This is a genomic window from Arthrobacter sp. zg-Y20 (assembly GCF_030142075.1).
In the GTDB taxonomy this organism is placed as follows: Bacteria; Actinomycetota; Actinomycetes; order Actinomycetales; family Micrococcaceae; genus Arthrobacter_B.
On sequence record NZ_CP126241.1, the window covers coordinates 387,494 to 400,146 of the forward strand.

Sequence of the window (12,653 nt, forward strand, 5' to 3'; positions counted from 1 at the left end):
GCGCACCTGGAACTAGGCGCTGTAGTACTTCCCCAGCACCTCGGCCTTGAAGTCGAAGAAGGACCCGTCCTCGATGGCCAGCCGGGCGTCATCCACCAGCTTTACCGTGAACCGTTCGTTGTGGATGGAGATCAGCGTGTGGCTGACCATCTCGTTCGACTTGAACAGGTGCTGGATGTACGCCCGGGTGTAGTTGGTGCAGGTGTAGCAGTCGCAGCCGTCCACCAGCGGACCGAAGTCCTTCTTGAACTTGGAGTTTGAGAGGTTCTTGCGCCCGTACGGCGTGTAGAACGCGGAGTTGCGGGCCACCCGGGTGGGGGAGACGCAGTCAAAGGTGTCGGCACCGTTCTCGATGGCCGTGAAAATGTCATCGGGTTCGGAAATGCCCAGCAGGTGCCGCGGCTTATTCTCCGGCAGTTCCTCGGTGCACCAGCGGACAATGGTGCCCAGGTTCTCCTTTTCGAAGGCGCCGCCCAGGCCGAAGCCGTCAAAGTCCATGGCACCCAGGTCCCGGGCAGCCTTGCGGCGCAGGTCCTCGTACTGGGCGCCCTGCAGCACCCCGAACAGCGCCTGGTATGGTTTTCCAGCCCGCTCCTTGGTGAGCCGCTCGTGTTCGGCCAGGCAGCGCAGCGCCCACAGGCGGGTGCGTTCCAGCGACATTTCCTGGTAGCCGCGCGAATTCATCAGGGTAGTCAGCTCGTCGAAGGCGAACATGATGTCCGCGCCGATCTTGTGCTGGACCTGCATCGAAATCTCCGGGCTGAACCGGTGCTTGTCTCCGTTCAGGTGCGACTTGAACCAGACGCCGTCGTCGTCAATGTGGGCCAGGCGCTCCTTGCCGGGCGCGACGTCGTCGTCCGCTCCCGTGGCATGGGTGGTGCCGTCGGCATTCATGTTGATGACCTTCTTGAACCCGGCACCCAGGCTCATGACCTGGAAACCGCCGGAATCGGTGAAGGTGGGGCCGGACCAGTTCATGAACTTTCCCAGCCCGCCGGCCTCGTCCAGGATGTCCGGGCCGGGCTGCAGGTACAGGTGGTACGCGTTGGCCAGCACTGCCTGCGCGCCCAGCTCCGCAACCGACTCGGGCAGCACGGCCTTGACCGTGGCCTTGGTCCCCACCGCGATGAACGCCGGGGTCTTGATCTCGCCGTGCGGAGTGGAGATGGTGCCCGTCCGGCCTTGGAAGCCGCCTCCGTTCGCCTCTACGCGGGCTTCGGCCGCTACGGGGGCGGTTTCGCGCAGGCGCTTACCGAGGGTGAAGGAGAAGGCTGAAGAAGACACCCTTCCATTTTGCCCTACCCCGGGCGGCTCGGTTTCCGGGGACGGCGCCGGGCCGCTGGGGGCGCCGCGGGGGCTACGGGCGGCGGAGGGGACGGTGTGGGACGTTCCCCACATTTATTTCAGCCCGAACTTCTCCGGGGATACGTTGGAAGGTGCGGGTTCGGAAGGCACATCCGGGTCACCGGCCCACTCCTTCTGCGATGTCCACGGCAAGAAAGGCTGTGTCTGCCCCCTTGACGCACCTGAAAGAAATGTTCCGGATTGCTCCGGCCAACAATGACCACCACGTGGCCATCCGCTGTGCCATCGGTATTGGCCTGCCGCTTCTGCTGGTGTTGTTCCTGGGACGCATCGACCTGGCGATCTTTGCCTCCTTCGGTGCCTTCACCGGCATTTACGGGCGCAACGAACCGCACCGCCAGCGCCTTGGCCACCAGGTCCGCGCCGGAGCGCTGATGCTGGCCGTCATCCTGGCCGCAGCCCTGTGCGCACGGCTGGACCTGGATGAGTGCGGAACCGTTATAGGCACCACCCTTGTGGCGGGGCTGGGCACCGTGGTCACCGGATTCTGGCGGCTGCGGCCGGCCGGCTCGCTGTTCCACATCTTTGCGTTTGCGGCTATCTCCTCGGTGCCGAACCAGCCGCCGGTCTGGCAGGGCATGCTCGTTGCCGTCCTGACGGTGGCGTTCTCCATCCTGGTTGGCCAGTCCGGAATGCTTGCCCGGCACTACCGCACGGACTGGAGCCGTCCGGTCCGTCCCCGGTTCTCCGCTGCACAGCGCCGCCTCATCTATATTGACGGGCTGCAGTACGCGGTGGCCGCGCTTCTGGCCGGATCCATTGCCACGATGCTGGGCATCGGCCACAATTACTGGGCGATGGTGGCCGCCACGGTTCCGCTGGTGGGCCAAACCGCCCGCCACGGGGTCTACCGCGGCCTGCAGCGGATCCTGGGCACGTTCGCGGGCCTGGTCCTAACGGCCCTGATCCTGTTTCCCGGCCTGGAACCCTGGCAGATGGTGCTGGTCATCGCAGCCTGCCAGTTCGGCGCTGAAATGCTGATTGCCCGCCAGTACGCGCTGGCCCAGGCAGTGGTCACGCCCCTGGCTCTGGTCAGCACGGAACTGGCGCATCCCAGCAATCCCGTGGAACTGCTGCGGGACCGGGGGATTGAGACCCTGATTGGTGCCGCCGTCGGCATGGCCGTGGTGGTTGTTGTGCACCTGCGCCGGAAGCGCCTTAGCCCCGGACAGCGATAAGTTCGGTCTGGATCCGGCGGTCGATTTCCGCGTCCGTGAGGGTCTGCGAACCGCCGTGGGCCCGCAAATACAGCAGGGCGTTCAGGCGCAGGACCCGCCATTCCTTCTCGCTGTCCTCGTTGCCGGCCTCAGCGGCACGATGGATTTCCCGGTCATACAAGTTGGGTTCATTCAGCTGGCGCTGCAGCAGTTCGGCTGCGACTTTCGCCCTCAAGGGGTCCGTCTCGGTTGCGTCCGCCGCGCGCACTGCTTGGCTGTACGCGGCAGCGCTCTCGTCGTCGCCGGCCTCGTGGGTGATGTGTGCGGCCAGGCTCAACGCACCCTGGATCCAGTTCCACCGCCCGAAGTTCCCGTCAAAGGGCAGCCCGGTGATGACGTTGCAGACCTTTAGGGCGTTCCCGGAATCGCCCAGGTCCACGAACAGCAGGTAGGCCAAGTCGCGGACATCCTGGAGGTTGCTGCCGGACTTCACATTCAGGCCGCGTTCCAGCCGGCCGGCGATCTCCTGCACGGCGGCATGGCCGGGATGCGCTGCGGCGGCTTCGGCGATGATTTCGGCAGCGTTGTCCTCTTCGGAGGGCACCTGGCGCACGGCGTCCGACGGCGCGCCCTCCGGTGCCGGGGCCTGCACCCGGACGGATGATCCGTGCGCCAGCCGCAGCGAGCTGCCGTCCTCAAGCTTCACGATCACCAGCGCGGGAGTGCCGAAGTCGTCTTCCTCCACACTGGTGCCGGCGACCGGAGCCAGCGGTGCCGCGGGCCCGTCACCGGGAACCAGTTTCTGGCCGGGGGCTAGCAGTTCCGCATTGACCCGGAACGTATACGTTTCCGGCGCACTCTCAGACATGGCGATTCCTTCGTGGTTGGACCTCGGCTCCCCAGACCTCCCATTATATAAAGCTCCGGTAACGCCGGTTCGTCAGCGTCCCGGTCAGCGGCCCCAGCCGGCCGAGGCCAGCGCCTGGCGGAGCAGGTCGCCCCGCCCGCCGGAGAACTCGGCGTAGATGGCCGGGCTGAGGGCCTCCTCCGGCGTCAGCCAGGACAGCTCCAGGGCATCCTGGCGCGGATCGCATTCACCGGTCACGGGAATCAGGTAGGCCAGCGCGACGGCGTGCTGGCGCTCGTCAGTGAGCCCGCTCTGGGAGGGGGAGGGGAAGTACTCGGCGACGGCGAACGGCACCAGAGTGGGCGGCAGCTGCGGCAGCGCCATTGGGCCGAGGTCCTTTTCCAGGTGGCGCAGCAGCGCGCCGCGGATGGTTTCGCGGTACATCACCCGCCCGGAGACGAAGGAACGCACCATCCGGCCCTCGGGGGTGGCCTGCAGCAGCAGCCCCACCTCCGTGACGTAGCCCAGCGGGTCGCACCGGACCGGGACGGCTTCAACGTAAACCATGGGCAGGCGCTGCCGGGCTTCGTAGAGGTCTTCCTCGGAAAGCCAGCCTGGATAAGGGTCAGGAGTACGAACGTTCATAGCAGTGTTCTACCCCAAACAGGCCCTGCCAGTCATTCGGCACGCTGCGCTTCGGCCATCGGCTGAACGGCTCCAATACAGCCCCGGGGCCTTTCGGGCCGCGCCGCGGCCGCCCTACGCTTGATCCATGACACGGGAGCTCCCGGAGCTCCTCCTGCCGGATGCCGGGGCTTGGCGGGAGTGGCTGGAGCACAACTATGCCCGATCTTCCGGCGTACGGCTGGTGCTGGGCCGCAAGGGCGGCACCGTAACGGGGCTGACCTACAAACTGGCTTTGGACGAGGCCCTCTGCTTCGGCTGGATTGACGCCCAGGCGGACAAACGCGACGAGCAGAGCTATGTTCAGCGGTTCCAGCCGCGGGGAGCGCGCAGCGTCTGGTCGCTGCGGAACGTGGGGCACATCAACCGGCTGGAGGCAGAGGGCAGGATGCACCCGGCCGGCCGCGACGCGGTCCTCAGCGCAAAAGTCGACGGACGCTGGGACGCCGCCTACGCCGGACCTGCGGCGGCGGAGCTCCCGGCGGACCTGCAGGCAGCCATTGCCGCCGATCCCGAAGCCCAGCGGATGTTCGACGTACTGACCGCGCAGAACCGCTATGCCATGTATTTCCGGCTCAAGAACCTCAAAACGCAGCAGGGCAGGGAACGCCGCATTGAGGCCTTTGTCCAGATGCTCCGGGAACACCGCAGTCCCTATCCGCAGAAACGCACACCCCCGCCCCCGTCCCCGGCGGACACGCCGTCGGACGCATAGGGGCATCCCACCGGGCCGGGACAGAAGCAGCAGCCGGCCGTCCAACCGGTTCCACCAGGAGGTCCAGATGTGCCGGCTCTTCGGTATGCACGCAGGAAAAACCCCGGTCGCGGCCACCTTCTGGCTCCTCACGGCACCGGACAGCCTGGCCCGGCAAAGCCGGAAGGAAGCGGACGGTTTCGGCATCGGCACCTTCGGCCCCGACGGGAAGCCGCACACGGACAAGGCACCCATTGCGGCCTACGAGGACGTTCAGTACGCCCAGGCCGCACGGGACCTGGAGAGCACCACGTTCATTGCCCACGTGCGTTACGCCAGCACCGGCGCTGACACCGCCGTCAACACCCACCCCTTTGAGCAGGACGGCCGGCTGCTGGCCCACAACGGCGTGGTGGAGGACCTGGACAAGCTCGATGACCGGCTGCGGCAACTGGATGTGTATGGCCTGGTGAAGGGGGACACGGACAGCGAACGTGTCTTCGCGCTCATCACCGCCGAAGCAAGGGCCAACGGCGGCAACGTCACCGAAGCCATCGGCGCGGCCGTGGCCTGGGTGGCGGAAAACCTCCGGCTGTACGCGGTCAACCTCGTCCTCACCACCGCCACCGATCTGTGGGCGGTCCGCTACCCGGACACCCATCCGCTGTATGTGCTGCAGGTGGCCTCCGGAAACCAGCACGGGGACAAACGCACTGACCGCATCAGCGTCCACAGCGACCAGATGCGGCAGGAAAACCGACCGGCCGTGATGGTGGCCACCGAAAAAATGGACGAGGACCCCAACTGGCGGCTGCTGGATTCCGGCGAAGTGCTGCACGTGGACAGCAGCCTCACCATGGACCGCCTGTTCCCGCTTCCACAGCACCCGGAACACCTGATCACCCTGGCGGACCTGGACGGCAAGGCCGCGGCGTCGCAGCATCCACTGAAAGTCAGCTGACCCCGGCGTACCACCGGTACGGTGCCCGGGCCGGGTTACCCGTCCAGGTCGGCCCGCCGCACCCGGGCCGACGCTTCCAGCACCATCCACGCCTGCAGCTGGGTGGAGAGCTCCACCGTGGAGCCGCCCGGATAGGTGTTGGCGGCCGGTTGCAGGGGATGGGTGGAGAACAGCTCCCATTCCCCGCGTTTGGCCCGCCCCTCCCACAGGGCCTGCGCGGTGGCGTCCACCAGTTCCGACGCTGTGCGGCGGGATGGTTCGGGCAGGGCGGGTGACACTGCGGCCTGGGCAAGGTACCGGGCCAGGATTCCCGTGAACAACCCGCCGTCCCCGGTACCGTGGGTCCGCAGCACCGGCGAGGGGCCGGCGTCGTCGGTCAAATGCTGCCGAACGGCAGCTACCAGCTCCTGTGCCCGGGCGAGGTTGGCGCTGCCGCCCAGTTCCAGCAGGGCAGCCAGCACCGGCCCCTGGTTGTAGGTGAAGATCCGGGATTCGAGCTGCGGGCGGCCGCGGACCACCTTCACCCCGTCCATGTACAGGCCGGTTTCCGGATCCAGCAAGGTGGCGTTGAGCCAGTCCACCAGCGCCTGGGCCCGGTCCCGGGACCCGGTCCGAACAAAATGCAGGGCAGCCGGGGCGGTTGCCGGCGTGTTCTTGAAGTTCCGGTCACGGTTCCAATAGATGCCGCCCCCCAGGTCATTCGTGTGGGCCGATACCAGGGCCGCGTCCAGGGTCTGCAGAACCTTGCGGTAGGGACGCTGCCGGTCGCGGGACCCGGACAGGGAGTTCAGGCGTCCCACAGACAGTGCCAGCCAGGCCATGTCGTCGTAGAACCGGTTGGTGTACCGCATCCGGTTGCGCAGCCCGATGGTACGCACCAGCGCGGGGGCCAGCTCGGCGGCGGCGGGATGCTCCGGTCCGCGGAACGGGGTGCCGGTGCGGCGTTCCCGCAGAGCCGCATCCACCAGTGAGTCCAGATAGTGTGCCTGCCACCAGTAATGCCAGGGCTGGCGCAGCTCCGCCAGCCGGGACAACGGGTGCCGGGTGGCAGCCAGATGGGTGCCGGGCAATCCGGCCAGCTGCCGGCCGAAAGCCGCACTAACCGTGCGTGCGGCTGCCTCGGCGCGGTCGTCGGCGTCCAGGGCAGGGTCCTCGAAGAGCATGCGCCAACCCTAGACCAGCCGCGGAGGATGCGGCACCAGCCGACGCACAGTAGGCTCGGATCCTGCCGTGTGAGCTGCACTACAGTTGCTGCGGCAGACGGATCAGCACGGGGAATTGGCAAGCAGGAGGAACGCATGGACATCGCAGGCGCATCAGCAATAGTCACTGGAGGAGCGTCCGGACTCGGGCGCGCAACGGCGCGGAAACTGTACGACGCCGGTGCCTCCGTGGTGCTGGTTGACCTGCCGCAGTCCAACGGCCTGGCCTATGCCGGGGAACTGGGCGACAACGCCCGCTTCGTGCCCGGCGACGTGACCGACCCCGAGCAGATGCAGGCCGCCGTCGAAGCCGCCATGGCCGCCGGACCGCTGCGGGTGGCCGTGAACTGCGCCGGCATCGCGACCCCCGGCAAGGTGCTGGGCCGTGACGGCGTGCTGCCGCTGGAGGACTTCGCCCGCGTGATCAGCGTGAACCTGATCGGCACCTTCAACGTGACCCGGCTGGCCGCGGCCGCCATGGCGGAAACCGAACCCGTAACGGCTAACGGCACCGAGGAGCGCGGCATCATCATCAACACCGCGTCCGTGGCGGCCTTCGACGGGCAGATCGGCCAGCCGGCCTACGCCGCGTCCAAGGGCGGGGTGGCTGCCATGACCCTGCCGCTGGCCCGCGAGCTGGCCCGCCACCTGATCCGGGTGGTCACCATTGCCCCGGGCATCTTCGAGACACCCATGATGGCCAGCCTGCCGCAGGCTGCCCAGGACTCCCTGGCCGCGCAGGTGCCGCACCCCTCCCGTCTGGGCCGCGCCACCGAATACGCCTCATTGGCCGCGCACATCATTGAAAACCAGATGCTGAACGGGGAAACCATCCGCCTGGACGGCGCCATCCGGATGGGACCGCGCTGAGCCTGATGACGGAAACGAACCCTTTCCCGGCCGAGGCCCTGCCGGATCTGCCGGACGCCGACTTCTACGCCTTTGAAGACCTGCTCTCCGATCCCGAAAAGGACAAGCTGGCGCAGCTGCGGCGCTTCCTTGCCGCGGAAGTGCTTCCGCACGCGGACACCTGGTGGAATGAGGCCCGGTTCCCCGCCGAGCTGCTGCCCAAGCTGGCTGAACTGGACCTGTCCACCCCCGTGCAGCAGGGCCACTCACCGCTGTTTGCGGGTCTCGTCATTGCGGAAATGACCCGTGCGGACACGTCCCTGGCCACCTTCTTTATGGTCCACCATGACCTGTTTGTGGAGGCCCTGCACGCCTTTGGGTCCGAGGAGCAGAAGGCCCGGCTGCTGGAGGACGCCCGCGCCCTGCGCATAACAGGCGCGTTTGCCCTCACCGAGCCGGAGCACGGCTCGGACGTGGCTGGCGGCATGGCCACCACGGCAGTGCGCGACGGCGACACCTGGGTCCTCAACGGTGCCAAACGCTGGATCGGCAACGGTACGTTCTGCGACTACATGGTGCTGTGGGCACTGGAACCGGAAACGGGCCGCACCCGCGGTTTCCTGCTCAACGCCAACCTGCCCGGGGTGACCCGGACCCGGATTGAAAACAAGACCGCGCTGCGCACCGTGCAGAACGCCGACATCTTCCTCGACAACGTACGGGTGCCGGAGTCGGATCTGCTGGCCGGAGTGGAAAGCTTCGACGACACCAAGCAGCTGCTGCGCGGGTCCCGGATCATGGTCGGCTGGCAGGCCGTGGGCGCACAGCTGGCGGCGTTCGACGTCGCCCGGGCCTACGCCGTCGAACGCCTGCAGTTCGGCCGCCCGCTGGCTTCCTTCCAGCTCATCCAGCAGCAGCTGGTGCAGATCCTGGGGAACGCCGTGGCCAGCACGGGGATGCTGGCCCGGGTTACGGAGCTTGAGCACGGGGGATACGCGGGCGGCGAAGTAAGCGGAGGCATGGCCCGGGCAGCGCTGGCCAAGTCCTACGCCAGTGCCCGGATGCGTGAAAGCGTGGCGCTGGGCCGGAGCATCCTGGGTGGGAACGGGATTGTCACCGACTACCGGATGGCCAAGATCTTCGCCGACGCCGAAGCCATCTACACCTACGAGGGAACGTACGAGATCAACACGCTGATTGTCGGCCGGGACGTTACCGGGGTTTCCGCGCTGCGATAGGCCTCTGCGGTTGTGCTGGCCGGCTCGGGTATGGGGGATTCCCCTCCGGTCCGGGAAAAATCGACCGGTTTGGGAAATCCCTGCCACTGCAAACCGGAGGGATTTCCCAAACTGGCAGCAGATTGTCCGGCGGCCCGGAAGAGGCCGGGTGGCAGAGCGAGTAAAGGATCAGTAGGCTTACTAAATGGGTCGCAGCAACGGCGGCCCGGTTTACCGGACCGAAAGGCATGGTTTATGAGCGAGCAGAGCATTCCTGACCCCGAGCTGGGCGACGATCCGGTCCTGGCCGACGACGTAGCCGCGGTTGCCACCCCCGACGAGCTTTCGGTGGTCTCCGAAGACGAACTGCTGGAGCAGGACGAACTGGTGGACGCCGAAGACCTGACGTACCCCGGCGCCGCAGAGGACAACCCGGACAACTGGCAGGAAGATCCCCTGATCCGCGGAGAGGAGCCCCTGAACGAACCGGGCGAGCTCTCCGATCAGACCCTGCGGGACGAGACCGCCGAGGAACGCTTCCTCACCGGCGCCGACCAGGTTCCGCCGGAGGAGCCCACCATCGGTGAGGCAGCCAACGACGTCGACTTCGGTGACCCGACTGTAGGTGATGAGGAAGACGCAAGCGATGATCCCTCCCACCGCGGCGGCGATCCCCTTGCTGACTTCAATCCCGAAGAGCAGGTCTAGCCAGCTTTCCTGGTCAACCTGCGGGGTCCGGCAGCCCTGGTCCACGGACCGGCACCGGGCCCCGCGGCACTAGGCTGGAGCTATGCCTTCCTTCCGCGTCCAGCTGAACATCCTGGGACTAAAGCCGGGCAACCAGCCCGAGGCCGTCATGGAAACCGCGGTAGCGGCGCTGGGCACAGCACACCACGTGGAAGCGAATCAGCTCGACATTGTGTCCGGGGTTCCGCGGATCACGCTGCGGTTTACGGTGCCGGATGACGAGTTCTCCGTGGAGAATTCACGGGCGCGCCGGGCAGCCATCAACATGCGTGCCGCCGTGGAGGAAGTCGCCAACGGGCAGGACCTGCGGGTGCTGCGGCGGATGCGCGGGCGCTGGACGGTGTTGTAACCGGCTCTTCGGCGGGAAATGCCAGCGACAGCCCGGCAACATCGTCAGCCCGGGAACGCGTCCAGGGTGAGGCGGCTGCGGTATTCCACCGGCTCCCGGGTCAGCGGATCGGTAAACCGCACGGATCGGGCCAGCAGCTGCAGCGGCTTCGAATAGTCGTCCGCCGCCTGCGGAAGCAGCTCCGGATAAAACGAATCGTTCAGGATCCCGATCCCCTGCGACGCCATGTGCACCCGCAGCTGGTGGGTCTTGCCGGTGTGCGGCAACAGCCGGTACCGGCCCAGCCCGCCGGCACGTTCCATCAGCTCAATCCGGGTCTCGGCGTTCGGCTCGCCCTCGATTTCCTGCGCCAGAAGATACGTCCGCGACTTGATCATCCTGCTGCGCACAATCCGCGGCAGCTCAAGGTCCTCCCGCACCGGGGCAACGGCCTCGTACTCCTTGTCGATGCGCCGCTTTTCGAACAGCACCTGGTATTTGCCCCGGCTGGCGGGGTTGGTGGAGAAAAGCAGCACGCCGGCGGTCATCCGGTCCAGGCGGTGCATGGGAATCAGGTCCGGAATGCCGAGCTGGACCCGCAGCCGCACCAGCGCCGACTCGGCCACGTACATACCGCCCGGCGTCGTCGGCAGGAAATGCGGCTTGTCCACTACCAGCAGGTCCTCGTCCTGGTGCAGGATGCCGATCTCCACCGGAATCCGCTCCTCGGGTGGCAGTTCCCGGTAGTACCAAATGAACGTGTGCGCGTTTAGGGGCGTGGCCCGGGTCAGCGGAATCCCGCCCAGGCCCACCACCTCGCCCCGCTCAAAGCGGTCCACAATCCCGTCCGGATCCACATGGCCGAAGCGCTCCAGGACATAGTCCATGGCGGTTTCCCACGGACCCTCGTCGGGCAGGCGCAGGCGGGTGGCATTAACTCCGTTGCGCACGGGTAGCGGGGATTGCATCACCATTTCAGGATATCCGGTGCCCGGACGTAAATTGGGTTGGGCGATTCCGCCCGCAGACCCCTTGGAAACGGAGCCCGGTGGCCGCTAAACCAGTTCGTGCAGCACAGAACCCGCAAACCTCTTCCGTACCGGCACTGACGCCGGAGGAACGCCAATCGGTGCGGCGGACGCTGCGAACGCCCAAGCTGCTCAAGACCGAGGTGCTGGCCGGATTGGTAGTGGCCCTCGCGCTCATCCCCGAGGCGCTGGCCTTCTCCGTCATTGCCGGCGTGGACCCGAGGATAGGGCTGTTTTCAGCCTTCACCATGGCTGTCACCATTTCCTTCCTGGGCGGCCGCCCGGCCATGATTTCCGCCGCGACCGGCGCCGTCGCCCTGGTTATCGCCCCGCTGGTGGCGTCCCACGGTGTGCAGTACATGATTGCCGCAGTGCTGCTGGCAGGGGTTTTCCAAGTGTTGCTCGCGTTGCTCGGTGTGGCTAAGTTGATGCGTTTCATCCCGCGCCAGGTCATGGTGGGTTTCGTCAACGCGCTGTCCATCCTCATCTTCATCGCCCAGGTGCCCGAGCTGCTGGGGGTGCCGTGGCTGGTGTATCCGCTCACGGCCCTTGGAGTGCTCATCGTCTTCGGGCTGCCGCGGCTGACGACGGCGGTGCCCGCGTCGCTGGTAGCGATTGTCGTCATCACGGCGATCACGGTGGCAGCTTCCATCGCTGTCCCCACCGTGGGTGACAAAGGCGACCTGCCGGACAGCCTCCCGTCACTGCTGCTGCCGGATGTTCCCCTCAGCCTGGATACGTTGCAAGTGGTCTTTCCGTACGCGCTGGCCGTGGCCTTCGTGGGACTCCTGGAGTCGCTGATGACGGCGAAACTGGTGGATGACGTCACGGATACCCGGTCCAACAAGACACGGGAAGCGTGGGGTCAGGGGGTTGCCAACATCGTGACGGGCTTCTTTGGCGGCATGGGCGGCTGCGCGATGATTGGCCAGACCATGATCAATGTGAAGGGCTCCGGCGCCCGGACCCGGATTTCCACCTTCCTCGCCGGCGTTTTCCTGCTGCTGCTCGTGGTGGTCCTCGGGGACGTTGTGGCGCTCATTCCGATGGCCGCCCTGGTGGCCGTCATGATCTTCGTCGCCGTGACCAGCTTCGACTGGCACAGCGTCCGTCCGTCCACCCTCAAGATGATGCCCAAGAGCGAAACAGCCGTCATGCTGTCCACCGTGGTGGTGACCGTCTGGACCCACAACCTGGCCGCTGGCGTCGGCGTCGGTGTGCTGGTGGCGATGGTGCTCTTCGCCCGGCGGGTGGCGCACTTCGTGACGGTGGAGCGTAGCGTGGCGGAGGACGACGCCGGCAACGCGGCCGCCACCTATACGGTCAACGGCGAGTTGTTCTTCGCTTCTTCGAATGACTTGTACTCGCAGTTCGAGTACGTCCAGGATCCGGCGCGCGTGGTCATTGACCTCAGCAGCTCCCATGTATGGGATGCCTCCACGGTGGCGGCACTGGATGCGGTGGCGGAAAAGTACCGGCGGCGCGGCACTGAAGTGGAAGTAGTGGGGCTGAACGCGGCCTCGGGCAAAATGCGCGACCGGATGGCAGGCCGCCTGGGCTGATCTGGTAGCCGC

Annotated in this window: 13 protein-coding genes; 8 read left to right on the forward strand and 5 right to left on the reverse strand. The window is 66.6% G+C overall.

What is annotated here, in order from left to right; genetic code table 11:
- Positions 1–12: 12 nt before the first annotated feature.
- Positions 13–1,398 carry a tRNA guanosine(34) transglycosylase Tgt gene (gene tgt / locus QNO06_RS01915; protein WP_231708743.1) on the reverse strand — a complete coding sequence of 462 codons (1,386 nt, stop codon included), beginning with the start codon at positions 1,396–1,398 and terminating at the stop codon, positions 13–15.
- Positions 1,399–1,517: 119 nt separating this feature from the next.
- On the opposite strand from tgt, the gene QNO06_RS01920 reads away from it, so the two are divergent.
- Complete coding sequence (locus QNO06_RS01920; protein WP_227913101.1) at positions 1,518–2,543, forward strand: FUSC family protein; 1,026 nt, start codon at positions 1,518–1,520, stop codon at positions 2,541–2,543.
- Here the strand turns inward: QNO06_RS01920 and QNO06_RS01925 are convergent.
- On the reverse strand, positions 2,524–3,390 hold the full coding sequence (locus QNO06_RS01925; RefSeq protein ID WP_227913102.1) for a DUF6707 family protein: 867 nt from the start codon (positions 3,388–3,390) through the stop codon (positions 2,524–2,526). The two genes, QNO06_RS01920 and QNO06_RS01925, sit on opposite strands and share 20 nt — an antisense overlap.
- 84 nt (positions 3,391–3,474) lie before the next feature.
- Positions 3,475–4,014, reverse strand: coding sequence for an NUDIX hydrolase family protein (locus QNO06_RS01930; protein WP_227913103.1), 540 nt, complete (start codon positions 4,012–4,014; stop codon positions 3,475–3,477).
- A 127-nt stretch (positions 4,015–4,141) separates the two neighbouring features.
- Between QNO06_RS01930 and QNO06_RS01935 the strand changes: the two genes are divergently transcribed.
- Together QNO06_RS01935 and QNO06_RS01940 are read left to right on the forward strand one after the other, a co-directional pair.
- Positions 4,142–4,768 carry a YdeI/OmpD-associated family protein gene (locus QNO06_RS01935; RefSeq protein ID WP_227913104.1) on the forward strand — a complete coding sequence of 209 codons (627 nt, stop codon included), beginning with the start codon at positions 4,142–4,144 and terminating at the stop codon, positions 4,766–4,768.
- Positions 4,769–4,835: 67 nt separating this feature from the next.
- Positions 4,836–5,708, forward strand: a complete 873-nt coding sequence (locus QNO06_RS01940) for a class II glutamine amidotransferase (RefSeq protein ID WP_227913105.1) — start codon at positions 4,836–4,838, stop codon at positions 5,706–5,708.
- 35 nt (positions 5,709–5,743) lie between these two features.
- On the opposite strand, the gene QNO06_RS01945 is transcribed toward QNO06_RS01940, so the two are convergent.
- A complete protein-coding gene (locus QNO06_RS01945; RefSeq protein WP_227913106.1) occupies positions 5,744–6,871 on the reverse strand; it encodes a glycoside hydrolase family 76 protein in 1,128 nt (375 codons plus the stop codon).
- Between the two features lie 135 nt (positions 6,872–7,006).
- On the opposite strand from QNO06_RS01945, the gene QNO06_RS01950 reads away from it, so the two are divergent.
- From QNO06_RS01950 to QNO06_RS01965, 4 genes are all read left to right on the forward strand, one after another.
- The gene (locus tag QNO06_RS01950) at positions 7,007–7,780 is read left to right on the forward strand and encodes an SDR family NAD(P)-dependent oxidoreductase (protein ID WP_227913107.1); all 774 of its coding nucleotides are present in this window, start codon (positions 7,007–7,009) and stop codon (positions 7,778–7,780) included.
- A 5-nt stretch (positions 7,781–7,785) separates the two neighbouring features.
- The gene (locus QNO06_RS01955) at positions 7,786–8,997 is read left to right on the forward strand and encodes an acyl-CoA dehydrogenase family protein (protein WP_227913108.1); all 1,212 of its coding nucleotides are present in this window, start codon (positions 7,786–7,788) and stop codon (positions 8,995–8,997) included.
- A 234-nt stretch (positions 8,998–9,231) separates the two neighbouring features.
- Positions 9,232–9,684: a hypothetical protein gene (locus tag QNO06_RS01960; protein WP_227913109.1), complete on the forward strand. Its 453-nt coding sequence runs from the start codon at positions 9,232–9,234 to the stop codon at positions 9,682–9,684.
- A gap of 82 nt (positions 9,685–9,766) precedes the next feature.
- A complete protein-coding gene (locus QNO06_RS01965) occupies positions 9,767–10,072 on the forward strand; it encodes a hypothetical protein (RefSeq protein WP_227913110.1) in 306 nt (101 codons plus the stop codon).
- 44 nt (positions 10,073–10,116) lie between these two features.
- On the opposite strand, the gene QNO06_RS01970 is transcribed toward QNO06_RS01965, so the two are convergent.
- Positions 10,117–11,019 carry an RluA family pseudouridine synthase gene (locus QNO06_RS01970; protein ID WP_227913343.1) on the reverse strand — a complete coding sequence of 301 codons (903 nt, stop codon included), beginning with the start codon at positions 11,017–11,019 and terminating at the stop codon, positions 10,117–10,119.
- A gap of 80 nt (positions 11,020–11,099) precedes the next feature.
- On the opposite strand from QNO06_RS01970, the gene QNO06_RS01975 reads away from it, so the two are divergent.
- Positions 11,100–12,641 carry a SulP family inorganic anion transporter gene (locus QNO06_RS01975; protein ID WP_227913111.1) on the forward strand — a complete coding sequence of 514 codons (1,542 nt, stop codon included), beginning with the start codon at positions 11,100–11,102 and terminating at the stop codon, positions 12,639–12,641.
- Positions 12,642–12,653: the final 12 nt, after the last annotated feature.

What these genes read in the sequence shown, in the direction of transcription:
- QNO06_RS01930 (WP_227913103.1), bottom strand. Translation starts at nt 4,014, where the DNA reads ATGAACGTTCGTACTCCTGACCCTTATCCAGGCTGGCTTTCCGAGGAA.
- QNO06_RS01960 (WP_227913109.1), top strand. Translation starts at nt 9,232, where the DNA reads ATGAGCGAGCAGAGCATTCCTGACCCCGAGCTGGGCGACGATCCGGTC.
- tgt (WP_231708743.1), bottom strand. Translation starts at nt 1,398, where the DNA reads ATGTGGGGAACGTCCCACACCGTCCCCTCCGCCGCCCGTAGCCCCCGC.
- QNO06_RS01950 (WP_227913107.1), top strand. Translation starts at nt 7,007, where the DNA reads ATGGACATCGCAGGCGCATCAGCAATAGTCACTGGAGGAGCGTCCGGA.
- QNO06_RS01935 (WP_227913104.1), top strand. Translation starts at nt 4,142, where the DNA reads ATGACACGGGAGCTCCCGGAGCTCCTCCTGCCGGATGCCGGGGCTTGG.
- QNO06_RS01970 (WP_227913343.1), bottom strand. Translation starts at nt 11,019, where the DNA reads ATGCAATCCCCGCTACCCGTGCGCAACGGAGTTAATGCCACCCGCCTG.
- QNO06_RS01925 (WP_227913102.1), bottom strand. Translation starts at nt 3,390, where the DNA reads ATGTCTGAGAGTGCGCCGGAAACGTATACGTTCCGGGTCAATGCGGAA.
- QNO06_RS01945 (WP_227913106.1), bottom strand. Translation starts at nt 6,871, where the DNA reads ATGCTCTTCGAGGACCCTGCCCTGGACGCCGACGACCGCGCCGAGGCA.
- QNO06_RS01955 (WP_227913108.1), top strand. Translation starts at nt 7,786, where the DNA reads ATGACGGAAACGAACCCTTTCCCGGCCGAGGCCCTGCCGGATCTGCCG.
- QNO06_RS01940 (WP_227913105.1), top strand. Translation starts at nt 4,836, where the DNA reads ATGTGCCGGCTCTTCGGTATGCACGCAGGAAAAACCCCGGTCGCGGCC.
- QNO06_RS01965 (WP_227913110.1), top strand. Translation starts at nt 9,767, where the DNA reads ATGCCTTCCTTCCGCGTCCAGCTGAACATCCTGGGACTAAAGCCGGGC.